The organism is Terrimonas rubra, assembly GCF_042686025.1.
Taxonomy (GTDB): domain Bacteria; phylum Bacteroidota; class Bacteroidia; order Chitinophagales; family Chitinophagaceae; genus Terrimonas; species Terrimonas rubra.
Map to the genome: position 1 here is coordinate 891239 of NZ_JBHUOZ010000003.1, position 25925 is coordinate 917163.

Annotated in this window: 20 protein-coding genes and 4 tRNA genes; 19 read left to right on the forward strand and 5 right to left on the reverse strand. The window is 43.3% G+C overall.

Annotated features, from left to right (window positions below):
* The first annotated feature begins 4 nt into the window (after positions 1 to 4).
* Positions 5 to 1039: a Kiwa anti-phage protein KwaB-like domain-containing protein gene (locus ACFS6H_RS13115; RefSeq protein ID WP_386099446.1), complete on the forward strand. Its 1035-nt coding sequence runs from the start codon at positions 5 to 7 to the stop codon at positions 1037 to 1039.
* A 273-nt stretch (positions 1040 to 1312) separates the two neighbouring features.
* Here the strand turns inward: ACFS6H_RS13115 and ACFS6H_RS13120 are convergent.
* The 4 genes from ACFS6H_RS13120 to ACFS6H_RS13135 all read right to left on the reverse strand — a co-directional run bounded on the left by ACFS6H_RS13120 (position 1313) and on the right by ACFS6H_RS13135 (position 2895).
* A tRNA-Leu gene (locus ACFS6H_RS13120) sits at positions 1313 to 1398 on the reverse strand.
* Between the two features lie 41 nt (positions 1399 to 1439).
* Positions 1440 to 1512: transfer RNA gene (locus tag ACFS6H_RS13125), tRNA-Gly, on the reverse strand.
* A gap of 93 nt (positions 1513 to 1605) precedes the next feature.
* The gene (locus ACFS6H_RS13130; protein WP_386099449.1) at positions 1606 to 1824 is read right to left on the reverse strand and encodes a hypothetical protein; all 219 of its coding nucleotides are present in this window, start codon (positions 1822 to 1824) and stop codon (positions 1606 to 1608) included.
* A 45-nt stretch (positions 1825 to 1869) separates the two neighbouring features.
* Complete coding sequence (locus tag ACFS6H_RS13135) at positions 1870 to 2895, reverse strand: glycosyltransferase family 2 protein (RefSeq protein WP_386099452.1); 1026 nt, start codon at positions 2893 to 2895, stop codon at positions 1870 to 1872.
* Positions 2896 to 3213: 318 nt separating this feature from the next.
* Between ACFS6H_RS13135 and ACFS6H_RS13140 the strand changes: the two genes are divergently transcribed.
* From ACFS6H_RS13140 to ACFS6H_RS13165, 6 genes are all read left to right on the forward strand, one after another.
* Positions 3214 to 3286 (forward strand) — tRNA-Lys (locus ACFS6H_RS13140).
* A gap of 916 nt (positions 3287 to 4202) precedes the next feature.
* On the forward strand, positions 4203 to 4541 hold the full coding sequence (locus tag ACFS6H_RS13145; protein ID WP_386103577.1) for a sensor histidine kinase: 339 nt from the start codon (positions 4203 to 4205) through the stop codon (positions 4539 to 4541).
* A gap of 56 nt (positions 4542 to 4597) precedes the next feature.
* Positions 4598 to 4683 (forward strand) — tRNA-Leu (locus ACFS6H_RS13150).
* A 178-nt stretch (positions 4684 to 4861) separates the two neighbouring features.
* Positions 4862 to 5173, forward strand: coding sequence for a GNAT family N-acetyltransferase (locus ACFS6H_RS13155; RefSeq protein ID WP_386099455.1), 312 nt, complete (start codon positions 4862 to 4864; stop codon positions 5171 to 5173).
* A gap of 35 nt (positions 5174 to 5208) precedes the next feature.
* Positions 5209 to 6114, forward strand: coding sequence for a pirin family protein (locus ACFS6H_RS13160; RefSeq protein ID WP_386099458.1), 906 nt, complete (start codon positions 5209 to 5211; stop codon positions 6112 to 6114).
* Between the two features lie 34 nt (positions 6115 to 6148).
* Positions 6149 to 6580: an OsmC family protein gene (locus ACFS6H_RS13165; RefSeq protein ID WP_386099461.1), complete on the forward strand. Its 432-nt coding sequence runs from the start codon at positions 6149 to 6151 to the stop codon at positions 6578 to 6580.
* Between the two features lie 52 nt (positions 6581 to 6632).
* Here ACFS6H_RS13165 and ACFS6H_RS13170 read toward each other — a convergent pair whose 3' ends face one another.
* The gene (locus ACFS6H_RS13170; RefSeq protein WP_386099464.1) at positions 6633 to 7349 is read right to left on the reverse strand and encodes a GntR family transcriptional regulator; all 717 of its coding nucleotides are present in this window, start codon (positions 7347 to 7349) and stop codon (positions 6633 to 6635) included.
* Positions 7350 to 7568: 219 nt separating this feature from the next.
* On the opposite strand from ACFS6H_RS13170, the gene ACFS6H_RS13175 reads away from it, so the two are divergent.
* The 12 genes from ACFS6H_RS13175 (at position 7569) to ACFS6H_RS13230 (ending at position 25925) form a co-directional block, all read left to right on the forward strand.
* Entirely contained in the window at positions 7569 to 10712 is a 3144-nt protein-coding gene (locus ACFS6H_RS13175) for a SusC/RagA family TonB-linked outer membrane protein (protein WP_386099467.1), read from the forward strand.
* Positions 10713 to 10733: 21 nt separating this feature from the next.
* Positions 10734 to 12260, forward strand: a complete 1527-nt coding sequence (locus ACFS6H_RS13180) for a RagB/SusD family nutrient uptake outer membrane protein (RefSeq protein WP_386099470.1) — start codon at positions 10734 to 10736, stop codon at positions 12258 to 12260.
* A gap of 21 nt (positions 12261 to 12281) precedes the next feature.
* A complete protein-coding gene (locus ACFS6H_RS13185) occupies positions 12282 to 13721 on the forward strand; it encodes a hypothetical protein (RefSeq protein WP_386099473.1) in 1440 nt (479 codons plus the stop codon).
* Positions 13722 to 13736: 15 nt separating this feature from the next.
* Entirely contained in the window at positions 13737 to 15017 is a 1281-nt protein-coding gene (locus ACFS6H_RS13190; protein WP_386099476.1) for a hypothetical protein, read from the forward strand.
* Complete coding sequence (locus ACFS6H_RS13195) at positions 15001 to 16257, forward strand: hypothetical protein (protein ID WP_386099478.1); 1257 nt, start codon at positions 15001 to 15003, stop codon at positions 16255 to 16257. Before ACFS6H_RS13190 ends, ACFS6H_RS13195 begins: the two co-directional genes overlap by 17 nt.
* 11 nt (positions 16258 to 16268) lie before the next feature.
* Positions 16269 to 18551, forward strand: coding sequence for a glycoside hydrolase family 2 protein (locus ACFS6H_RS13200; RefSeq protein ID WP_386099480.1), 2283 nt, complete (start codon positions 16269 to 16271; stop codon positions 18549 to 18551).
* A gap of 57 nt (positions 18552 to 18608) precedes the next feature.
* Positions 18609 to 20810 carry a GH92 family glycosyl hydrolase gene (locus ACFS6H_RS13205; protein WP_386099483.1) on the forward strand — a complete coding sequence of 734 codons (2202 nt, stop codon included), beginning with the start codon at positions 18609 to 18611 and terminating at the stop codon, positions 20808 to 20810.
* A gap of 32 nt (positions 20811 to 20842) precedes the next feature.
* Positions 20843 to 22270, forward strand: a complete 1428-nt coding sequence (locus tag ACFS6H_RS13210; RefSeq protein WP_386099486.1) for a sugar MFS transporter — start codon at positions 20843 to 20845, stop codon at positions 22268 to 22270.
* 62 nt (positions 22271 to 22332) lie between these two features.
* The gene (locus ACFS6H_RS13215) at positions 22333 to 23181 is read left to right on the forward strand and encodes a class I fructose-bisphosphate aldolase (protein ID WP_386099489.1); all 849 of its coding nucleotides are present in this window, start codon (positions 22333 to 22335) and stop codon (positions 23179 to 23181) included.
* Positions 23178 to 24323: a Gfo/Idh/MocA family protein gene (locus ACFS6H_RS13220; RefSeq protein WP_386099492.1), complete on the forward strand. Its 1146-nt coding sequence runs from the start codon at positions 23178 to 23180 to the stop codon at positions 24321 to 24323. The genes ACFS6H_RS13215 and ACFS6H_RS13220 overlap by 4 nt, the downstream gene beginning before the upstream one ends.
* Entirely contained in the window at positions 24320 to 24895 is a 576-nt protein-coding gene (locus ACFS6H_RS13225; RefSeq protein ID WP_386099495.1) for a D-lyxose/D-mannose family sugar isomerase, read from the forward strand. Before ACFS6H_RS13220 ends, ACFS6H_RS13225 begins: the two co-directional genes overlap by 4 nt.
* Before the next feature lie 4 nt (positions 24896 to 24899).
* Positions 24900 to 25925 carry a carbohydrate kinase family protein gene (locus ACFS6H_RS13230; protein WP_386099498.1) on the forward strand — a complete coding sequence of 342 codons (1026 nt, stop codon included), beginning with the start codon at positions 24900 to 24902 and terminating at the stop codon, positions 25923 to 25925.

The following is a 25925-nucleotide window of genomic DNA, read 5'->3' on the forward strand; positions in this document are numbered from 1 at the left end:
GTATATGACGCCAAAAAAGTTGCTTAAAGAGCTACATGAATTTACCAATGCTGATGCTGTTCACATGTATATTATCGAGCGCAAGTTAAAGTCAAATGTAAAGTCTTCGTCTAGGCCATCAGAAAAGTTTCAATACATACCCGTTCAAATCAATCTCAGCCCAGAGCTTGTTCCTCTGGTGTCAGGCATGTTAAAAAAGGCGATTGAACAAAAAGTAACTGAAGATATTCAGATATTAGATTATGAACCTATTGATGATACTTTAGAAAAAGTATATACTTACTCTGATCTAGGGAAAATTACCGGATTTAAAGAGTTTTTAGCCAACCTCGGCAACGAGATGAAAACACTTACCTCTTTTAAAGAATTAGAAGATTTGGAGAAAGCCTGGGCGTTATGTTATGGCTATTATGATGCTAACAAAAAAAAGTGGCTCTATTGCATAAAAAAGTTATCGCCAAAGAAAATTGCAGTCGAGGTTAATGTTAATACTACAGTTAAAGAAGCTATAAAGTATGGTATACAGTCGTTTTTTGATATTAAGACTCAAATGCTGAAACCATTAAATGGCTTCTCTATTAATCTTGATCCAAGCATTGATATGGTTTACCATGACGAGACTATATACATATTTCAGAAAAAAGCCTTTGAAGAATTAGCGAGTCTTACCGAAGAATTTGAAGAACTAGCGAAGGATGTTGTACAAGAATTAGAAAACCTGGAAATAGTAGAGGGTGCTACTTTTATTGCCAGTGTTGTGGCTGATAAACCTTCTTTTCGAAACAAATTGATTAAAGCGCAAGTAATCGGTAATATAGAATTTTTAAGTGGGAAGGAAGCGAAAGAGGTAAAAAAGGAATTTAACCGAGTTGGAAAAAGATTAAATATCAAATTCAATTTTGGTGCTGATGGTAAAATATTGGTCGCAAATGATGATGATGCTAAAAATATCATTAACGTGCTGTGTGAGCTTTATAAAGAAGGCCTCTTCGGAGGTAAAATATTTGAATCACCTGCTGGTAGAATTAAGAAATCATAACTGAATTACCGCTTATTTTGTCCCTTCGTCAAGAACCGAAAAGGCAACTCCCTTGAACAGTGTTTGATTCATTGAATTAGTATCGCGATTTCCTGTTTATGTTCTGACAAAGATGCGGGCCACTTTTATAATATTGGTAATTTGTTGTAATAGTAAATGTCAATAATGTTATCCAGTTTAATTCTTCAAAATTAGATTATAGGTGATATTTAATCTCAAGAGGTAAATCTACCAAAACAAAAAAGGTAACCAATTGCTTGATTACCTTTTGAGTGCCCCGGAACGGACTTGAACCGTTACGGCCATTGCTGGCCACAGGATTTTAAGTCCTGCGTGTCTACCAATTCCACCACCAGGGCAATGATGTTGGAAAAAAAATCCCGCAGGTGCGGGATCGTTGAGCGGAAGACCGGGCTCGAACCGGCCACCCCGACCTTGGCAAGGTCGTGCTCTACCAAATGAGCTACTTCCGCATTTGCTGTTTTAATTTGTTCAGCATCAAAGAACTTTGGGAGTGCAAAATTAAGGATTTGCGACCTTATAAAACAAATTTTTTCGAAAAAAAATTATTTATATTTTGGAGTGTATAAGGTGCTCTCCTGGATAGTCACCTGAGGCTTCTCAAACTTCTTAGTATAAAGTTTATAGCAACCACCAAAAGCAAAAGCTACCAGACAGGCAATGCTCAAATAGAAAATAAAACCGGAAGAAGATACCCAGCTATGAGTAAAATCTTTATCCTGGATTTTTTGCAGTTCCTTTTTATAATCTTCTGTATGTGACATCGTTATAAATTGTTGCGCAAAAATAAGGATTCAATCCAAAAAACCTCAGTCTTTTTTAACAATTTCTGTAAATAGTTTTTTCTTTTTGATAAAGAAAGCCCAAACTACACTGCCGGCGTACATTCCACGCAATTTTTTTGTTTTTTGTTTGGGGAAAACACTTTGTTTCTGCCTGGCAAAAACCCATGCGGTAAATGCCCAGTGCGAACGGCAGATGGCCCAAAAGTACCCGGTCTGCCCCGCAAACAGTCCTTTTAAAGCAGTTACGGTATCTAATGCGTAACGGAGAGGGAATATATATAAACGTTGTGGCCAGGAAAGATTTTTATACAACATCACCAGGTTGTTCCTGAAGTTTAAAAAGGTCTTTAAACTATTACCCTGGGGTAAAGTGCCTCCGCCTACATGGTATACCACCGACTGCGGACATACATATACCAGCTTACCGGCCTGCTGTAAGCGCCAGCACAAATCTATTTCCTCCATATGGGCAAAAAAGAAATTGTCAAACCCCTGCATGGCATGATAATCAGCTGCACGGATAAACAAGGCAGCGCCGGTTGCCCAGAATACCGGAACGGCATCATTATATTGGCCCAGGTCTTTTTCACAATGATCAAATACACGGCCTCTGGAAAAAGGATAACCATACCGGTCTATCCACCCACCGGCTGCCCCGGCATATTCAAATGTATCCTTATGATGATAAGCTAAAATTTTAGGCTGGCAGGCTGCAATGGTTTTATTGCCTTCACAAAGTTGTACCATCGGCTCTATCCAGCCGGGCACTACTTCCACATCGGAGTTTAGTAATACATAATAATCAGCGATCACTTGTTGCAGTGCTTCATTATATCCGCGGGCAAAACCAAAATTCTGTTCAAGTATAATGGTCCTGATCTGCGGGTAATGAGTTGCTAAAAATGATAAGGAGTTGTCGGTAGAAGCATTGTCGGCAACAATGATATCCAGGTTGGTATAAGTGGATGCCATTACAGACGGCAGAAACTGCTCCAGGAATTTTATACCATTCCAGTTTAAAATAATAACAGCAACTTTAGGTTGACTCATATTTTTCAATTACTGCGAAAGTAAAACAAAGAAAATAATCGGGCTATACAAAACAGGGTAGTAGTGTGAGGGGCTGTTTTTATTACTAAAACAATAGATAAACAATATAGCCGCTACGCCATTTTTTCAAGACCAGTTATTAAAGCGGGTTTATTGGTATTGTTTTATTGGTTTATTATTTAACTTTACTTACCGTGATGATGCTTAAATAGTTGTGGGATGAAAAAACTTTTAATTTTTTTCAAAAAAAAGTAAAAAGTATTTGGTTAAGAAATATACCCCCCTTATTTTTGCACTCCCAAAACGGGAAACAAGGTTGATTTCGTAGCTCAGTTGGTAGAGCACATCACTTTTAATGATGGGGCCCTGGGTTCGAGTCCCAGCGGAATCACAGAGAAGCGGCTAAGTACTTAGCCGCTTTTTTTATGCATCTGTCTTACTAAGTGCAAAAACTTATACGGTTTGCACTAACAGGCTTTTATTATCTTCGGAATATGTTTCAGCAACTTCTTAACTGGCGCACCTTACTGGCGGTAATAGCCATTGCTATTGTTACCGGCACTGTTTTTTATTCGCGTTACCTGTCCGAAAAAATTGCACAGGAAGAAAGGTTAAAAGTTGAGTTGTGGGTGGAAGCCAGTAAATCATTACTCGACCCCAATGAAACAGCCGTAAGCCTGCCCTTTAAAATTGTATCGCAGAATACGGATATACCCATTATCGAAACCAATGAAAAGGATAGTATCATTGGTTATGTAAACCTTGATTCGGCAAAAGCCATCGATGATAAAAACTATCTCCCGCAAAAATTAAAATCCCTCAAGGCCATAAACGAGCCCATCGTGTATGTTAACCCGCAGGACTCCACCCTGGTAAACCGGTATTATTACGGGCATACCAGCCTGCTGAACGAAGTAAGGTATTACCCGCTGGTGCAGTTATTGATCGTGGGACTGTTTATCATTGTTGTGGTGCTTACCCTACGCAGCAGTTATATCTCGGTACAAAACCAGGTATGGGCCGGCATGGCCAAGGAAACGGCCCACCAGTTAGGTACTCCTGTGTCATCGCTGGAAGGCTGGGTAGAAATGATGAAGGAGATGCCCGCCAACGAACAGATTGTGAAAGAACTGGAAAAAGATGTAAGCCGTTTACGGTTGGTGTCGGACAGGTTTGGTAAAATTGGCAGCACGCCCCAGTTGGAAGAGAAAGACCTGGTAGCGCAGGTAAATAATATGGTGGACTATATTAAACGACGTTCGCCGGATAAAGTACAGTTTGAAGTACTGACCCATGATAAATCCAGTATGATAGCCAAAATATCAGGACCCTTATTTGACTGGGTAATAGAGAACCTGTTGAAAAATGCCCTGGATGCCATGGAGGGCAGGGGACAGATCAGCGTTAATATGCAGGAACAGAAGGATAAAATAGTGATCGACGTAAAGGATAGTGGGAAAGGCATCAGCAAACAGCACCTGGATAAGATCTTTAACCCGGGCTTTACCACTAAAAAAAGAGGCTGGGGACTGGGTTTAAGTTTATGCAAACGGATCATTAAACAATACCACAAAGGAGAACTCTTTGTACTGGCATCGGAGCCGGGCAGGGGTACCACTTTCCGGATCGTATTGCCTTTAAACTAAGCGGTCATAAGTTTTTAACAATTATAACATCTTCCCCATTATATTTGCAAACCGTTGCCCGGGTGGCGAAATTGGTAGACGCACTACCTTGAGGTGGTAGCGCTGCTAACGCGGCGTGCTGGTTCGAATCCAGTCTCGGGCACATCTTTTATTAAATCCTGCAGATCGTTGATTTGCAGGATTTTTTTTATTTTGGGTGGAGCAAAGTTGTTCCGTTTGATATAATCTCTGCGTGCCCGGTACTTACAATAGTTTAATGAACTATTATGCCATACCTGCGTTTTTATTTAGGATATTTATAAAACATTTAGTCAGCAATTATGAAAGAAGAGTTTGTACATATACCGGTGATAAAGAATGAAGCTAACCACAGGTTTGAATTAACCGTAGAAGGATATACCGCATTTATCGATTACCGCGAGAAAGGCAGTAATATAACACTTATACATACCGAAAGTCCCGATGAACTTGCCGGACGTGGGGTGGCCACCGCTTTAATTGAAAAAGCCTTAGCGTACATAGAAGAAAATAAGTATGTACTTACGCCGCTATGTCCGTTGGTGTTCGCCTATATCAAAAGACACCCGGATTGGAAACGCATTGTGAGCCCGGATTTCAAAGGATTTGAATAAGCTTTTCATTTTATTAATTCAAAAAGTTTAATAACATGTCTAATATTAATATGGTAATAGAAGAACGTGCCACCAGCATCGGTCCTTTCCTGGTAGGACGTTTATTACCCTTCAGGCAAAAAAGAGCCGTTGGACCCTTTGTTTTTATCGATCATATGGGACCTATTGCTGTTAAAGAACATGAGAAACTGGATATAGAGCCGCATCCTCATATCGGGCTTTCTACACTCACTTATCTTTTTGAAGGAGCTATTATGCACAGGGATAGTATCGGGTCCCTGGCAGAGATTACACCGGGAGCCGTAAACTGGATGACGGCCGGTAAAGGGGTGTTGCACTCGGAAAGAATGCCCGAACATATTCGCGAGACCAACCCGGATATGGTGATGCATGGACTGCAGATATGGGTAGCATTGCCGAAAGAGCTGCAGGAGATGGACCCCAGTTTTACGCATATCTCCCGTGAAGATATTCCTGAATGGGAGCAAAATGGCGTAAAGATTAAACTTATAGCGGGGGAAGCGTTTGGTAAAAAGTCGGCCGTTCCGGTGTACAGTCCGCTTTATTTCCTGGAGATCAAAAATGAGAGCGACGAAAAAAGAAATGTAAATATTGGCAATGATCTTTTTGGTGAAAGCGGCTTGTATATTTTAGAAGGGAGTATCGAAGCTGAGGGCAACAGGTATGAACCGCGCAATATACTGATTGCGGCCAACAGCAAACTCTGCAATTTTGATATGGCCGCGCATACTACGGTGTATATTTTTGGTGGCGAACCTTTCCCGGAAGAACGTTTCATTATGTGGAATTTTGTTTCGTCGGAAAGGGAAAGACTGGAAAAGGCCAAGCTGGACTGGATTGCACAAAACCATGAATCCTTTCCGTTAATACCACAGGATGATAAAGCCTTTGTGCCGTTTCCGGCGCCTCCGGCAAAATAAAACCGATCTGTAAACCGGATATAAATAATTGGTAATGGCAATAACAGTAAAGGAAACAAAAAACGATGTAACGGTAAATGCTAAACTGGGTGCAACTGATTTTTTAACCCGTATCAATTCCGGAATAAAGGAAGTGACAGGTGATGAACCCGTTTCCTTCGGCGGTAAAGATGGTGGCTTTAATCCTTACGAATTCCTGGCTTCGGCACTCTCTATGTGCACAGCTGTCACCCTGCGGATGTATGCACAAAGAAAAGCAATGGACCTGGGCGAGATCAATGTCAGTGTGCATTTATCAAACAATGTAATAGATAAGGTAGCCAGTTTTACCAAAACCATCTCATTTGAAAATAAGGGTTTGAGCGAAAACGAACTGGTCAAGCTAAAAGCTATTGCGGAATCCTGTCCTGTTAACAGGCTGCTTAACAATACGATTGTTGTTAATACAAATTTACAAGGGGAATAAAATTGTTACGGCTTGTAGGATCAGATGATATACCGGAACAGTTTACAGGGCTTTAAAAGCCATCTTCCAGGAAATAATTCTCCGTATTACAATATATATGCGAATAAATAACCAGGTCCTTGATATTGGTCTTTAACCGGCGTTTCATATGTAATACGGGGCTGTTGAGGTTGATCTTCAGCAGGTCGCTTACATTTTTATTGGAACTCACCGCCCATATTTTTTGTTTACCTTCTTTTACTTCCACTTTATAATGGTCGCTCAGCATTTTAAAAAGCGATTTGTTCTCTAAATTCCTGCTGATAAAACGCGGCAGGTGATAATCGGTGATATAGGTTTCTTCAAACAAAATGGGCAGGTTGTTTACCACGCGTATACGGGAAAAAAATATACAGCCGGCTTCTTTCTCCACCGCTGATAGTTCATCATAAAAAGCAGAAGGCCATGCCATTTTGATGGGTTTTTGGAGTATCTCGGTACGGAGTGTTTTTTCTCCTATACCGGCCGTGAAACCTTTGATGGACAGGATGCCGAGACCTTGTTTGGGTTCGGATACCATACTGCCTTTGCCATGGTGCCTTACAATATAGCCCATGGCGCTTAACTCGGAAAGGGCCTGCCTTACTGTAGGACGTGTAGTGTTGTATGATTTGCAGAGATCGTTCTCAGAGGGTAGCAGGTCGCCTACTTTATACATGCCTGCGTCTAACTGGGATTTCAGGTCTTCCAATAGTTTTTTGTATAATGGCGCGGTTGAATTCTTTTTCATATGCATATCAATGGTGTAAAAGTAGGGATTATTTCTCCTTTACAAGTAGATTTTAAACATTGATACACTTGTATTTACAAGTTTTACACAGTGTATTAAGTAAAATGTTTGAAAAATATTTCAACTTGTGTATACATGTTGTTTATTTTATCCTATATTTGGTTCCATATTTCAAGGATACCTGGTATCTCCTGATTGCTCACCATAAAGAAATCTATAATGAAAAAATGTAACCTGGGCGCTTTGCCCTATGGGTTAATTTGCCGGAAAAAGTTGCTACTGTCTTTTTCCGCTTTAGTCCTCTCCTGCCTGACTGCTTTCGCTATGAACAAGGTTGGTGAATATACAAACAGTACAGGGAATAATCATTTTCTTATTGCTGACCGCGAGATCCGGGGAACGGTGCTGGATAATGCCGGGCAGCCCCTGCAAGGGGTTTCTGTTACCATTAAAGGTACTAATACCGTAACGGCTACCGATGCCGACGGTAAGTTTACTATTACTGTCAATTCAGATGAACAGGTACTGGTCCTCAGCTTTTCGGGTATGAAAACCCAGGAAATTAAGGTGGGCAAACAAAACAGTTTCCAGGTAACACTGGAACCCGATAGTAAAGGCATGGATGAAGTGGTGGTGGTAGGTTACGGCGCTGTTAAAAAGAGTGACCTGACAGGCAGTGTGGCCTCTGTAAAAGGTGAGAAGATCACACAATCCTCCGCAGGAAGCTTTGAGTCTTTATTACAGGGACGTGTTTCCGGCTTACAGGTAATTAACAGCGGCAATGATAATCCGCAGGGAGGTACCACGGTAAGGGTAAGGGGTGTAAGTTCCATTAACGGCTCTAATTCACCGCTTGTGGTAATAGATGGTATACCCCTGGGTGAAGCGGGTAACCTGAATGCCATTAACCCCAATATCATCGCCTCGGTAGAAGTATTGAAAGATGCTTCTGCTACCGCTATCTACGGTTCACGTGGTGCTAATGGCGTAATTATGGTTACTACCAAACGTGGCGCTAACAACAGGGCCAATGTATGGCTGAATCAAAAAACAAGTCTCGGTGTTTTCAGTAAACCGCTTGATTACTGGAAAGATGCGCTGACCATGTCAATATTGGAAGATGAGTCGCTGGAAAATGCCGGTGTTGAACCCCGTTATGTGGGAAAGAGAGACCCTTCTGGTACATACTATCCTTCCAGGGCTGAAATTAAAAACGGTGACTGGCCTTACAGGACAGACTGGACGAAATATGTATTCCGCCAGCCTTCCGTAACACAGGATTACAATGTGGGTGTGGAAGGCGGAAATAAAAACGGGCGTTATTATATCAGCCTGGGTTACCTGGACGCACAGGGCATGCAGGTGGGCGATGACTATGATAAAATATCACTTGATCTTACGTATGATCACCGGGTATCGGAAAAATTGGGTATTAAAACAATGGCCGGTTTGTGGAAGGCCAACCGGAATTTTAACTACGGCATGAACTATAGCCGTAACCCCTTGTTCCCGGTATACAACGGCGATGGCAGTTATTATAAAATGAACCAGCAGGATTATGGCAATGTGGTGGCCATGACAAACGAGCGGGTGAGTAAAGCCTCTAATATGGATGGCTATGCAACCCTCGAGATGAACTGGGATGTATTAAAAGGATTACAACTGGTTTTAAGAGGCAGTGCAAGAGCAGGCAGCAGTAATAACTTTACATTCAACCCGCCTGTTTATACTTTTGCCGGTGATCTGTACAACGGGGAAGGAGGAATGGGCTCTTCTAACTATTTAAACATTACTTCGGACGCTTATCTCACCTATACCAAAAAGATACAATTGCATAACCTCAGCGTGATGGCTGGTATTACCTATGAAAATAATGTAGGAACCGGCCTGCATGCGGTTGGACAGGGATTTGCCAACGTGATATTAAGAGAAGAAAATCTTTCCGGTGCCGAAAAGCAACTGGTGTTTAATTCAAGATCAGAAACCACTCTGGCTTCAGGATATACAAGGTTAAACTATGCTTTTAACGACCGTTACTTATTCACTTTTACAGCCAGGGCTGATGGCAGCTCTAAATTCGGTGATGATAATAAATGGGGATTCTTTCCATCGGGTGCGGCCAGCTGGAAAATGTCGGAAGAAGATTTTATTAAGAACCTGGATGTGTTTGACCAGCTTAAGGTCCGCGCCACTTATGGTATCTCCGGTAACCAGGGCATTTCTCCCTATCAATCCATCTCACAGTTTGGCCAGGATTTTTACTATATGAATGGCAAAGAGTATATTATTTATGGCGTGGGCAAGGAAATAGGCCGGGAAGGTGCACAGCGTGAATATGTGCAGTTCGGTGGTATGGCCAATAAAAATCTTCGCTGGGAAAAAACAGCACAGTTCAATATCGGTATTGATATGGAAATACTTGACCGTAGACTGGCTATTACGGCAGATTTCTATCATAAAAAAACTTCTGACCTGTTAAGACGCCAGTTCCTGAATCCCAGTACCGGCTTTGACAGGGTATGGACCAATGATGGTAAAGTAGAGAATAAAGGTTTTGAACTGTCGCTGGACGGACGCATTATCAACAAGGGTAAATTGCAGTTTAACGCCGGCCTGATATTTAATATGAACCGGAATAAAGTAGTTGACATTGGCTCGCAGGAAAGCTCCGGTTATATTATTGATGCCAATGGCCTGCGGTTTGAACCTTATGGAGAAGGCATACTGAATGATGCTTACCTGAACGTGCTGGCTATCGGCCATCCTATCAATTCGTTTTACGGGTACAGGGTAAATGGCATTATACAGAACAGGACCGGCAGCACCGCGAAAAATAATCAACCCGGTGAATTTAATTATGTAGGATTAAAAGATGATGGTGGCGTAGATCCGGCGGCCCGTACTATTATTGGCGATCCGAATCCTGATTTTACCGCCAGTCTTAACCTGCAACTCACACATGCTTCCGGTTTTGATCTCGCCGTACTTTTATATGGCATGTATGGTAATGATATTTTTGCTACCCGTAAACTGGACAGGGCTTCCCTGCAGATAGACAGGTGGACCGGCGAAAATCCTACCAATGATCGCCCAAGCCTGCGGGCCGACAGGCAATACCTCGCTTCTTCCTGGTTTATTGAAGACGGATCTTTCTTGCGCGTTCAACACGTTACATTGGGTTACCGTCTTCGCCCGGGTACACTAAAATTCCTTGATCATGGCAGGATCTATTTGAATGTCAGTAATCCTGTAACCTGGTCCAAAACCAGTGAGTTTGATCCTGAAGTAGGAGAAAATGGCAGGGGCAGTGCTGCTTATCCCCGGATTACTGCTATCACCGCAGGTATTGAAATCAAATTTTAATTAAGGTTAAAAAAAATATTTATGAAACTATTCATAACGATTATTGCTGTCGCTTTTGTTTCACTGAGCTCGTGTAAGCGTATGCTGGAGGAAAAACCTTATGGTGTATTTTCTAATAGTAATTATTACAACACAGAGCAGGATGCATTAAACGCGTTATTATATGCGTACGATCCCATTAATAATATTGAGTATGCGGCAAGGTTTCTTTTTAACCTGGCCGATGTAACAACAAACCAGTATAAATCATACAACCGGGGACTGGCCACACCTTTGTATAACTGGGATGTGAACCCGAATACAGATGAGTTCCTTTACTTTTTTAAGTACGCTTACCTGGGGGTAAGCCGGGCCAATTCAGTATTGGAAAATGTGCCGGGTATGAAAAATATCTCCACTACCAGCAAAAAACAATTTATTGCCGAAGCTCATTTTCTGCGTGCCTTTCATTACTTCATGCTGGTACGTACCTACGGCGAAGTACCCCTGCATGAAAAAGTGGTAGAGAGTATCAGCCAGGCAAAAGCATCCTATGCTTCTATTGAACAGTTATATGCTTTTATTATCAAGGATCTGGAGGCGGCGATACCGGCTATGGGTATTGCTAAAATGCAGGGCCGGGCAGATAAAGTGGCGGCGCAGTTCCTGTTGTCTAAAGTTTACCTGACGCTGGCTTCCTCCAAAATGACAGGCGCTGAGGGATATGAGTGGGTAACTGATGCGGAGCAGATGTATGCCAAAGCGGCGGAATACGCAGGAGCGGTTGTTAATAATCAAACAACGTATAATCTTGATCCTAATTTATTAAATGTATATGACGTCAATCACCAGGCAGATGGGGTAGAGCATATCTTTATTACTTCTATGTACCGGGACGGAAAAGCATACGAAGGTAACTTTTCACAATTACCCCAGATGTATGGTATCGGGCTGCCGGTCATTTATATCTCCAGTTCTATTACCGGCGGGGCAGGCGTGCAAAAAACCATTGAAGCTACTTCATCCTGGAGTTATTACAGGGTGGACAATGATTTTTATAATACCTATGCGGACAATGACCTGCGTAAACGATTAATGGTGACGACCATTTACAATGAGAACGGAACAGTACTGGCTACTTACTCACCCTCTAATATAAGCAGCGGTAATCCTACACTGAATGCTTTTTTCTATCCTTTTTGCCGTAAGTATACCGATCCGTATTCACTGGGTACACGTACCAGCGCCAATCTTTACCTGATGCGTTTTGCTGAAGCTGCGCTGATATATGCTGAAGCTGCAGGACCAACTACCGAGGGGTATGCCTGGGTGAACAAGGTAAGGGCACGTGCGGGTTTGGATCCCTTACCGGCAGGGCTTAGTCCGCAGGTGTTCAGGGAACGGATCTGGCAGGAGCGTACATGGGAACTGGCATTTGAAGGGCATGGTATTTTTGAGCTGCGCAGGACCAACCGCGTGATACAGGGCATTACCAATAAAACAGTAAAACAGGAGTATGCAAACTTCTTTCCTGTTCCTCAACGTGAAACTGATTTAAACCCTAAATAATTAAAGTATTAATCTACTGATATGAAATTTTTAATCAACTACAGGGCTTTTTTTAGTCTTATTGCAGCCATTGCTGTACTCTTTGTTTCCTGTCAGAAAACGGAGAACGAACTGACAACCGGGAAAGATTATACCCTGACCTCACAGGCGGAAGTAAATGCCTTTAAAGTAACGAGAGATATCCGTACGCTGACCATCAGTGGTGAGGACATTACCGACCTGTCGCCGCTGCAATTCAAATCAGCGAAAAATATTGTTATTGAGAAAACCGGTTTAACGGATATCAATATGCACCGGTTAAGTTCGGTGACCGTGTCTTTTATTATCCAGGATAACGCCCTGCTGACAGCCATCAAAGGACTGGATAATTTGAAATTTGTGAATGGCAGCATGCTCATACAGAATAACCCCTTGCTCACAAGCCTGGAAGGACTGTTGAATCTTAAAATATTCAAGGGCGATCTTACTATTACGGGTAATATCTCTTTAGGCGAAAATGTTCCCTGTGTAAGTGATAAAACAGGTTTTTGTGTTATCAAGAGCCTGATGAATAACAGTATTATCAACGGTTTGATCACCTTATCCAATAATCATCCGGGGGCCGTTTCCGATCCTTTACTGATCGGCGAGACGGGTAGCGGGAATATCATCAGTTATGTGCTGGGCTCTAAAACCGATGTTGACAATTTTACGCCTTTATCCGATACGGCACAGGACCTGCGCATTACAGGCATGGACATTACGGATGCGGTGATCGCCACCCTGAAGAATAAACTGAAAGGTGTAAAAGGTACGTTGACGCTGGAAGGTACGGCTGTTACCACTACGGAAAGTTTCTTTAACGGGGTGAAATGCCTGGGTAGTATTGTGCTTAAAAACAACCCGGAGTTATATAACCCGCAAGGGTTTATGGCCTATACCGAAATAGGCGGTGACCTGGTGATAGAGAACTGTCCCAAACTGGCATTCTGGGGTTTTCCCCGCGGAGGTGCGAGCTTCTCCGGCATTACCCGTATTGAAGGCAACTTTAAAATCAACCCCGCTTCTTCGCTTGGTGAAGGCGGTGCCGCCTTTGCTTCCCTGACCTATGTGGGTGGCAACTTTGAAATTACCGGTAGTAAAACCGCAGGTGAAATGTGGAATATGGATACATGGTACCAAACCGGTGGCGGTATCAGGCATATTGGCGGTGACCTTATTTATAAAAATCATTACAAGGTAAATGGCCTGGGTGGATTTGAAAACGTGGAGTACATCGGAGGCGATGTATATATCCTTGATAACGGAGGGCCGGATGGTTTTGTTCCAATACTGAGTGTAGGTGCCAGCCAGATCGGTTTTTGTATTGTAAAAAAATGGATCAATAACGGGGTATTGAAAAAGACCGACCCGGTTATTCAGCTGCGTGTTAAACAAGGTGATGCATTACTGGACATTGCCACCTTACCTGTTTGTAATTAATCTCAAAAAATTGCCATGAAAAAAGGACTATTCATATTGATCACTTTATTAGCCGGGATGACAGCCTGTAAAAAAGACGATACGCCGGCAGGTGTTAAAAGACAACCGCTTGAAAGAAATTATACTTTTTCAAACGGGGTAATGCCGCGTAACGTGCTGGAGAGTTATCTCTCCCGGGCCATCTCCTTAACTGAATTTGTTAACTCGGATGGGTTTTACAGTGATGGCCCTTACCTGGATAAGGAAGATGATAAACGGATGCTGAAAAATATCGGTGCAAAATTTATCAGCCGGGCCCTGTATTCCTGGGGTGTTGAAGACCGTTTCAATAACCCCGCATTCCTGAACAATGCGAAAGCCCTCATAGAGGAGATGCACCAGTTTGATAATGATATTATTTTCCAGGGCGGCATTTTTGAAATAGTAACTCCCAGTGTCAATAATATACCGGTGCCGGCCTGGGTGTTTCAGGAATATGGCCTGCCGGTTGTTACCAGGAATTTTGTGTACAACAACATGATCAACTTACAGGGTAACGGCGTTGGCCAGTGGGGTACGGGCAGTGTGCCTGATATATCCAGAACAGAAACACAGATGTTCTTCTTTTTCCTGGCCAGGCAGTTTATGCAGGCGGGTATTGAGGCGCTTCACTTCGGGCAGGTAGAGTTAATGGCCATGGAAGACAGGAATAATAATTATGCCGGGTGGAACAACCTGCTGACCAGGATCCGTAATGCGGCCAAGACCGTTGCACGGCGTGGTACGGTGATCTGTGACGGGCATATGGCCGGTGGCGGCATTGTTGCAGATGGTAAACTGGTATTTGATTTTGTAAGCTTTCCTATGCGTATAAAAGAAATTGGCGGCGAACCGCAGAAAGGCGAACTGAAAAAATTCTTCCTCGATGCTATTTACGGCATAACCAATGGCGGAATAACACCAAGTGGGTGGACTTGCGAACAGGTTCCTTATTTAGTGGAGTTTGATAATTATGGTATCAGCGATCATCCCAACGTATCCAGCATTGCCGATCATTGGGTATGGGGTTATGATGAAATTACCTGGTTCTATCTTCAACCCGAAACGGAAAAGAATGAATTTCTTTCTTATGCGCATAACTGGATCCGGCATATTGATAATATAGGTTATCTCTCCATGCCCGGTAGCCGTGTGGTGAGCCTGGGCGGCGGACAGATTACCCGTTACAGGGCCAATACCCAAAGTGCTACCAGTACCCAGGGACAGAACCAGGAAGAGACCATTAAAAAACTGTGGAGCAATGAACAAAATAATTAAACTATACCTGCTGCCCTTGCTGTTGGTACAGTTATTTGCCTGCGGTCAAAGCAAAAAGCAATTATCCTATCATATGGATGGCAAAGGCATTACCAGGGAAGCGCTGGAAAATTACCTTGACCGTGCAGCTACCATGGCAGAATTCCTCACAGTTGATCCCTATGTTATAGATGCAACCTATCCAGGGAAAGAGGATGATATCAGGCTGATAAAAAACCTGGGTGTAAAATTTGTAGGTCGTGCCATCTATCGCTGGGGAAAAGAAAAAGCCCTGAATGATCCGGCGTATTTGGAAAGTGCAAAAAAGTTGGCGGAGCGGGTACACGGCGAGGATAAGGATATCATTTTCCAGGGTGGGATCTTTGAGGCCGTTACCCCGGAGGTAAATCTTGTGGCCATACCGGCATGGACATTTGAAGCATTGGGCCTGCAGCCGGAACAGCGTCATTTCAGGTATGATTCCATGCTGAATCTAAAAAAAACGTATGTGGATCATTGGGGTCCTGGTTCCAGTGTACCGGATATAACGCGGGTAGAAACAAAACTATGGATGATGTTCCTCGCCGGCTCTTATATCAATATTGGTTGTGAAGCATTGCATTATGGACAGATTGCATTAGTAGGTATGGAAGATGAAGGGTTTAAACACTGGAGATCATACATGGAACAGGTGCGCCGTTATGCTGCCAAACACGCACGCCGGCAATGGGTGCTGCTGGATGCACATACACCTTCGGGTGGTATGGTGGTTGATGGTAAAAGCCTGCTGGATTTTAATGCTTACCCTTTGCGGATAAAAGAAGTGGTGGATAAACCAATGGAAGGGATTTTGGAAAAAGGTTATCTGGATGCATTTTATGGCCGGAGCCTGGGTGGTATTACACCATCGGGGTGGAAGAACGATGCCTTACCTTACCTGCTGGAAGTAGATAACTTTGGTTGCAGTGCTAAACCCGGCGTGGCCGATACAACAGCACATTTTGTATGGGGTTATGATGAGATCACCTGGTTCTGTTTACAAACAGAGGCTTACAGGAATGATTGGTTGCGTTACGCATATAATTTTATTAAGGAAACAGATAAAAACGGTTTTTTGGCCATGCCGGTTTCAAGACTCATGGACAGGGGTAAGGGGTATCCTATTGTTAAAACCCGTGCCAATACAGCCAGTGCAGCCGTTCCGGATGGACTTAACCTGGAAGAGACGATTAAAGATATCTGGAACAAAGAAACCCGTTAACAACTCACATCATGCAGAAAAAAAGATTACTGTTTTTCATATTATCCTACTTCAGTTTTATGTACATAGTTGCACAGGAAAAAAAAGAAACACTTACATGGGAGATCGGTTATCATAAAAATGCCGGGGAAACGCCGGCTAAATGGTTGCCATCCACAGTACCGGGAGCCGTGCAACTGGACGTGATGAAGGGTGAAAATTATAAACAACCCTACTGGTATGGTAATAATGTAGAACAGTTTGACTGGATGGAAGACTGGTATTTTACTTACAGGACAAAATTTAAAAAACCTGTACTGGGTGCCGGGCAAAAATTGTATTTCCATTCCAAAGGAATTGACTATCACTTTAAAGTACTCCTGAATGGTGTTGAATTACTGGAACAGGAAGGCATGTTTACGTACGTTGATATTGATTTGACCAGTGCCTTAAAGGAAACAAATGAACTTAAAATTGTGATACGGCCTGTACCTAAAATTAAAGAAGCTGCCACTTTTGTAAAGGGAACCGAAACATACCGGCAAAATGCAAGGGAGAGTGCCAAGCCTGCCGTAAGTTATGGCTGGGACTGGCATCCGCGTTTGGTAACCAGGGGTATCTGGGATGAAACCTACCTGTCCATTCGTAATGAAGCCCATATAACCACTACCGATATTACTTATGAATTAAATGAAGCGCTTACTGCGGCACAGGTTAGGCTGAATGTGGAAGGAACATCGTTAGCCGGAAAAAATTTTAAGTGGCTGCTGAAAGATAATACCGGTAAAACCGTATCAGCACAAACGGGCCAGCTGCAAAGCGGGAAAGAGGTAATTATAGGGAAGCTGGACAATATAAAACTTTGGTGGCCTAACGGATATGGTGAGCCGGTATTATACACCAGCGAACTGGAATTATATGATGCCGGTAAAAAATTACTTGATCGCAAGGTGAGCAGGATCGGTTTCCGCAAGGTGAAACTGTTGATGAATGAAGGCGCCTGGGATGAGCCTAATATTTTCCCGGTAACCAGGAATGTATCCCCATCCAGTTTTGAAATTAATGGCAAACGCATTTTTGCCAAAGGAACCAACTGGGTGCATCCTGAAATATTTGTGGGCACTATTACTCCGTCCCTGTACGAAACGCAGGTTAAGCTGGCGAAGGAAGCCAACATGAATATATTACGTGTATGGGGTGGTGGTATTACCAATAAAGAATCTTTTTATGATTATTGTGATCAGTATGGTATGCTGGTATGGCAGGAGTTCCCGCTGGCCTGTAATAATTATACTGATGATGCAGCTTATCTCAGGGTGCTGGAACAGGAGGCCCGCTCTATTGTCAGCCGTATAAAACAACATGCTTCTCTTGTATTATGGAGCGGAGGTAATGAGTTGTTCAATAGCTGGAGCCGTATGACGGACCAGTCACTGGCCCTGCGTATGCTGAACAGTATCTGTTACCAGTTAGATCCTAAAACACCCTTTATTTATACGTCACCACAGTTTGGCATGGGGCATGGATATTATGTATTTGCTGATCTTGAAAAAAAGGAAGAGTTGTACCAATGGATGGCCAGGGCCAATAAAACAGCTTATACGGAATTCGGTGTACCCGGTGCGGCAAATGTGGAAGTGCTGAAATCCTTTATTCCTGCAGCAGAGTTGTTTCCTCCGGCATTGAATACGACCTGGGAATCACATCACGGGCTTGGCGCCTGGGGTGATAAACGCTGGCTGGATATGCCGGTACTCGAACATTATTTTGGAAAAATTGAATCGCTGGAAGATCTGGTGAAATACAGCCAGCTCACGCAATCAGAAGGGTTACAATTTATTTATGAAGAAGCCCGCCGGCAAAAGCCTTATTGCAGCATGGCCCTTAACTGGTGTTTCCAGGAACCCTGGCCCAGTGCCGCCAATAACAGTTTATTAAACTGGCCCAATGTAATAAAACCCGCTTATTATGCGGTAGCGAAAGCTTGCCGTCCCATACTGGCAAGTGTACGTGCTCCCAAATTTTCATGGACAAAAGGGGAAGCTTTTACGGGTGAGGTATTTATGCTGAATGATACGCATCAATCATTGGAAGCCGGTGAGGCAACCGTAACTATCCTGTTTGATGGTAAAGAACAAACCTTGCTGAACTGGGCATTTGCCGCAACAAAGGCATTTGAAAATATAGAGGGCCCCACAGCAAGAATCATACTGCCGGCAATAAAGGACCAGTTTTTTAAAATAAAAGTGACGGTGAAAGGAAAGCCTGAATACACTTCAGTATATACCTTCCTGTTTAAAGAGGCCGGTAAATAAAAAATGATCAGGTGTTTTGATAATTGGTAATAACAGATCTATACTAAAATGATGAGCATGAAAAAAATGTTGTTTGCACTCTTATTGGTCTCTTCGCAAATAATAGCCCAGCAGTCTTCCCCGTTATCGCTGGTAGACCCTACCATTGGTGGCGTAGGTGTATTGCTGGAGCCGATCAGGCCTACGGTGCATTTACCAAACGCTATGCTGCGTATGTACCCCATGAAGCGTGACCAGATTGACGACCAGATCGCTTATTTCCCATTAAATGTGCCTTCACACCGGCTTAACTGGGTATTTGGTTTCCTGCCGGTGAGTGGTCCCGTAACGGCGGGTAGCTGGAAACAGAAGCTGACCATAGAAAATGAACAGACAACACCTTACTATTACAAAGTTTCCTCGGAAGATGCAGCGCATGATGTTGAATTTACAGTAGCCGAAAGAAGCGGTTATTTCCGCATCAACTTTAAAAATAAAGAAGATCAATACCTGCGTTTTGGCACTTTGAATGGAAACGGGTCAATAGAAGTCACCGGCAAAAGAATGATTACCGGCACCGAAAATTTCTTTGGCATGAAAGCCTATTTCTATGCGGAAACTGATGTTGACATACTATCGGTGGAGAAAGGTGAGCAAGGGAATAATAAATTGATACTCGCAAAAATAGGAACAGGAACAAAGAAAGTAGGCATGCGTTATGGTGTGTCCTATATAAGCATTGAACAGGCAAAACATAACCTGCAGCAGGAAATTAAAAACTGGGATTTTGCGGTTTTAAAAAATGCTGCTGTTAAAGTATGGGAAAAAGCCTTGTCGAAGATACAGGTGAAGGGTGGCAGCCCTGCACAGCAGCGTGTGTTCTACACATCGCTTTACCGTAGTTACGAACGGATGGTCAATATCAATGAATACGGAAAGTATTACAGTGCCTATGATCATGCTGTACATACATCGGATGCACCTTTTTACGTGGACAACTGGTTATGGGATACCTATATCGCACTGGAACCATTGCATATGATCCTTGACCCTGCGAAGGAAGCAGAAAAGATCAGGTCATATATTACGATGTATGAGCAAACCGGCTGGATGCCTTCTTTCTCTACGGTATTTGGTGACTGGCCGGCGATGACCGGTAATAATGCCGCTATCTGGATGGCTGATGCCTGGTATAAAGGCATCCGTGATTTTGATATAAAGAAAGCCTACGCCGGCATGAGAAAGGGATCACTTGAATCAACACTGCTGCCCTGGAACAATGGCCCTGCTACTTCACTTGATTCGTTTTACAACAAACATGGTTATATGCCGGGGTTAAGGCCGGGTGAAAAAGAAACAGAGCCAAGAGTGGATACCGGCTGGGAAAAACGCCAGGCTGTTTCAGTGACCATTGATAACAGTTACAGCGACTGGTGTATTGCCATACTGGCCGCCGCAGCGGGAAGGCCCGAAGACCGTGACCTGTTCCTGAAAAGAGCAAAATATTATGAAAACGTATTCCGTAAAGAGAAGGGTATAGTATGGCCAAAAGATAAAGAGGGCAATTGGATAGAACCCTATGATCCCAGTTTGTCAGGTCGTGAATATTTCACAGAGATCAATGCGTATAATTTTAACTGGTCTGCCAAGCATGATTTTAAAGGATTGTTTGATTTAATGGGTGGTAAGCAGGCTACAGAAGCGAAACTGGACCAGTTGTATCGTGAGGACCTGGGGCTGCCGCGTTATAAATTCTGGCGCATACAGCCCGATGCTACCGGCCTGGTAGGACAGTTTGTAATGGGCAATGAGCCCAGCCTGCATATACCATATTTGTATAACTATGTGGGTGCGCCCTGGAAAACACAGAAGCGCATACGTATGTTACTGGACACCTGGTTTACGGATAATCTTTTTGGTATGCCCGGTGATGAAGATGGCGGCGGAATGAGCGCCTTTGTGGTATTCTCTATGATGGGTTTCTTCCCCGTAACACCCGGTATACCGCTATATACGATCGGCAGCCCGGTATTCAATCATATTTCCATGGCTTTACCGAACGGTAAACAATTTAAAATAACGGCCATTAATAATTCCCCAACGCATAAATACATTCAATCTGCTGTACTAAACGGTAAGCCCTTAACCAAAACATGGTTTACGCATAAGGAATTGATGAACGGCGGTGAATTAAAACTGACAATGGGCCCTACGCCTAACAGGCTATGGGGTGCAGGCCCCGATGATGCTCCGCCATCGGCATTGGATTACAGGCCATAATAAAAGAACCATCACGAATAAATTTAAACAGCATGAGCGCATTGCCCGGTACCGTTAACAAACCCAATAACAGCGGCTTTATAGTGCCTTTGTATACATTGATCTCCCTGTTTTTTATGTGGGGTTTTATTACCTGCATGAATGATATACTGATACCACATTTGAAAGGGTTATTTCAATTGAGTTACCTGGAATCCATGCTGGTCCAGTTCTGTTTCTTTGGTGCTTATTTTACCGGCTCGCTTATTTACTTTTTAATATCTTATTACAAAGGTGACCCGGTTAATAAAATCGGGTATAAGAATGGTATTATTATCGGGCTGGTTATTTCATCCCTTGGCTGTTGTCTTTTTTATCCTGCGGCTACTTTATCGCAGTACTGGATCTTCCTGGCAGCTTTATTTATCCTGGGTTTAGGTTTTACCCTGTTGCAGATCACGGCTAATGTATACGTGTCGTTATTGGGCCCTGCTGAAGGTGCTTCCAGCCGGTTAAACCTGGCGCAGGCATTCAATTCATTTGGTACGACCATTGCGCCGATCGTAGGAGGCTTCCTCATCTTTGAAAAATTTGCAACCGAAGAACACCTGTCTGCCCAGGCCAGCCGTATACCTTATATCATTTTTGCAGTTATTTTCCTGCTGGTCGGCATATTGATCTACAAAGTGAAACTGCCGGTATTTAGAGCCGAAGCCATAGAGCGGAAGGGATTGGGCGCTCTGGCTTTTCCGCACCTGAAACTGGGTATACTGGGTATATTCTGTTATGTGGGAGCCGAAGTAGCTATTGGCAGTTTTATCATCAATTTCCTGGAGCAGGAACATATTATGGGTTTAACGGAAGCAGTGAGTAAAAACTACCTCGCTATTTACTGGGGTGGCGCTATGATAGGAAGGTTCCTGGGAGCTATTTCACTCAACCATAAATTATCCGGTACAAAAAAGATGGCCTGGATGGTGTTTACTGCTGCAGCTGTATTCCTGCTGATATTAAGTATCGTTAATCTTTCCTTCGACCAGGTAAAATATTTCCTGTTGTTTATACTGCTTAACCTGGCAGGCTTTTTAACCGGCAGATCAAATCCTGCACGGACCTTATTGCTGTTTGCCTGCATGAATATTTTACTCGTCATCACGGGAATATTCAGCAGCGGGCCGGTGGCGATGTGGGTGATACTGAGTGTGGGTCTTTTCAATTCCATTATGTGGTCCAATATCTTCACCTTGGCTATTACCGGCTTGGGTAAACATACCAACCAGGGTTCTTCACTGCTGATCATGGCCATTTTAGGCGGGGCACTTATTCCTTTATTACAGGGCGGTTTAGCCGATATCATTGGTATCCAGTATTCATTTGTTTTGCCGGTGCTGTGTTATGGTTATGTGGCCTTCTTTGGTTTATACTGTATGCGTAAGGTAAAGACAACAGGTGAAGTAACTATTGTAACAGGCGGTCATTAAAAATAAATAAAATAATTTTCAACTTGTATATACAAGTTGATTAAAATGTATATATTTGAGTTATGAAAACATACAAACTAAACAGACTATTTAATCAGCAATCAGGTAAGTGTTTTGATGTGGCCATTGATCATGGTTTTTTCAATGAGTTTGGTTTCCTTAAAGGAATTGAGAATGTTGAAAAAGCGGTGAAAGTATTGGTGGAAGCGGCTCCTGATGCTATTCAGTTAACAGTAGGACAGGCACATTACCTGCAATCGATATTAGGACGTCAGAAACCATCCCTGGTACTGCGTACGGATGTGGCCAATGTATATGGCACACAATTACCACGTACTCTATTCAGCCGGATGATAGAAGATCCTGTGGAGCAGGCTATACGTGTGGATGCTGCCTGTGTAGTGGTAAACCTTTTCCGTATTCCCGGTGAGCCGGAAGTATGGGACCAGTGTATACAGAATATATTGAAGATAAAACCCGTTTGTGAAAGGTATGCAATGCCATTGATGATCGAGCCCCTGGTGTTTCGTCCCAATAACGAAGCCGGTGGCTATAATGTGGATGGCGATGTAACCAAGATTGTTCCCCTGGTAAGACAGGCGGTTGAACTGGGCGCCGATATTATCAAAGCCGATCCTACTGATGATATCAATGAGTATCACCAGGTAATAGAAACGGCTGGTAATATACCCGTATTGGTGCGTGGTGGCGGACGTGCTACGGATGAAGAAATACTCAACCGTACCTATGGTTTGATGGAGCAGGGCGCTAAAGGAATTGTGTACGGGCGTAATGTGATCCAGCATGCAAACCCGGCGGGTATGACCAGGGCATTGATGGCAATTGTGCATGAAGATGCAAGGCCTGAAGAAGTAATAGCATTATTAAGCGAAAAAGCTACAGTATCATGAAGACAATTAATATCGGCATCATCGGCGGTGGATTAATGGGTAAAGAAGCCGCCAGTGCTTTCGGGAGATGGTTTGTGTTAAACGACTTTCCCGTGAAAGTAGTATTGAAAGCGGTTTGTGACCTGCATGAACCGGCGCTTGACTGGTACCGGCAGATCCCGGGTGTGGATATGCTTACTACCAATTACAAAGAGTTGCTGGCTAATAAAGACATTGATGTAGTTTATATTGCAGTGCCGCATAATCTACATAAGGAGTATTACCTCGAAATATTAAGGGCCGGTAAAGACCTTTTGGGTGAAAAGCCTTTTGGTATTGATCTTGAATCGGCCATTGCCATCCAGCAGGAGGGTGAAAGACTGGGCAGGTTTGTGCGGTGCAGTTCGGAAATGCCTTTCCTGCCCGGCCCGCAACGGGTAATTACGGAGATCAACTCCGGCAAACTCGGAAAGATCATTGAAATAAATGCGGGTTTCCTGCATTCAAGTGATATGGATTTTCAGAAACCGATTAACTGGAAACGGCAATCGAAATTCTGTGGTGAAATAGGGGTGATGGGCGACCTGGGTATGCATGTAATGCATGTACCTTTAAGGCTTGGCTGGAAACCTGAACGTGTGTATGCACAGTTGCAGAAAATTGTAACGGAAAGGCCGGATGGTAAAGGTGGCTTTGCGGTATGTGATACCTGGAACAATGCCAGGTTAAATACCACGCTTACCCTGGACGATGAAGCAATACCCATGACGCTGGATATGAAACGCCTTGCACCCGGTGAAACCAATACCTGGTTTATTGAAGTGCTGGGAACAACGGGCGGGGTTAAATACAGCACCAAAGATACCAAAGCGCTGTGGACCTATATTCCAGGTAAAGAGCAGGTATGGCAAAGAACGGACCTTGGTTTTGGTGTGCCGTTCCCGACAATTACCGGTGGTATTTTTGAAGCAGGTTTCCCGGACTGTTTTATGCAGATGTTTGCCGCTTATGTGGCGGAACGGGAAGGCTTCCTGAATGGACGTTTTGGTTGTGTAACACCAGAAGAAGCGGTACAAAGTCATGAAGTGTTTGCCGCAGCGCTGGAATCACATGCTACACGTTCCATTGTTGATATTAAAGAATATGCTGAAGAAGTAATATGAAAAGATCTGAAATAAATAATGCTGTACAGGTGGCTTCCCTGTGTTTTGAAAAAAACGGCTGGGTGCTGCCTCCTCAGCCAAAGTGGGATGTAACGGATTTCGGCCTGGGCGATTTTACGAGCTCAGGGTTGTTGCTCATCAACCTTTGCGAGGAGGAAGAGTATTGCGAAAAACTGATGTTTGCCCTTAAAAACCAGGAAACGCCGCTGCATTATCATAAAAAGAAGAAGGAAGATATTATTTGCAGGCAAGGTATACTGGCTTTGCATTTCTGGAATATCGTGGATGGTAAAATGAATACGGAACATGCTTTTATGCTTAAAAAGAATGGCCGTTATGAGGAAGTGCAACCCAGTGAAAAAATTATACTGCAGGCGGGCGAAAGAGTTACCATTCCGCCCGGTATATGGCATAAATTTTATCCTGAATCGGAGGAGTGTATAATAGGAGAAGTATCCACTGCCAATGACGACCTGAATGATAATTTTTTCGACAATCCCAAAATAGGCCGTTACGCAGCAATTGTGGAAGATGAGCCTGCTATTGTAAAACTATTGAGTGATAAAAACTAATTCCATGCGAAACGGGATACTTGTAGGAGGAAACTGGATCATCGACCAGGTGAAATTAATTGATACTTACCCGCAGGAAGAAAAGCTGGTGAATATATTGGCTGAATTCAGCAGCAATGGCGGCTCCGCCTATAATATCCTGAAAGATCTCTGCAAAATGCAGGTTGATTTTCCATTGGAAGGCATTGGCCTGGTAGGAGAAGATGAAAGAGGGGATACTATATTAAAAGAGTGTAAACAAATGGGAGTGGATATCCGCCAGCTTAAAAGAACGGCTGCTGCGGATACTTCGTATACCGATGTCATGTCCGTACAAAGTACAGGCAGGCGTACTTTCTTTCATAACCGCGGCGCTAATGCGTTATTGGACGAAACCTGTTTTGACTTCTCCATTTCGCAGGCAAAGATTTTTCACCTGGGATACCTCCTGTTACTGGATAAATTGGATACCATCGGGAATGATGGCCTTACCGGCGCAGCTCATGTATTTAAAAAAGCAAAAGCAGCCGGGTTTATTACTTCGGCAGATATTGTAAGTGAAAATACAGCGAGATTTAAAGAAATTATACCTTTTTCCTTACCTTTCGTCGATTACCTGTTTATTAACGAATTTGAAGCAAAAATGCTGACCGGGGTAGAAACCTGTAAGCAAACAGGCGAAGTATCAATGGAAGGGTGTTCTGCAGCAGCAGCACAAATCCTGGAAATGGGAGTAAACCATTGGGTGGTCTTACATTTTCCCAAAGGAGTAATAGCTGTAAGCAAAACAGGGGAAACACTTTTTCAACCGAGTCTTAACCTCGCATCTCAAAAAATTGTTGGTGCCGTTGGCGCCGGTGATGCATTTGCGGCAGGCGTATTAACAGGTATTCATGATGGATGGAGTATGAAACGATCACTGGAACTGGGCGTATGTGCGGCAGGCTCCAGTTTATTTGGCGCTACTTCATCCGACAGTATTCTTCCACGGGAAGAATGCCTGCACTTAGTGCAGCAATACGGATTTAAAACGGAACTTGTTGAAGTATAA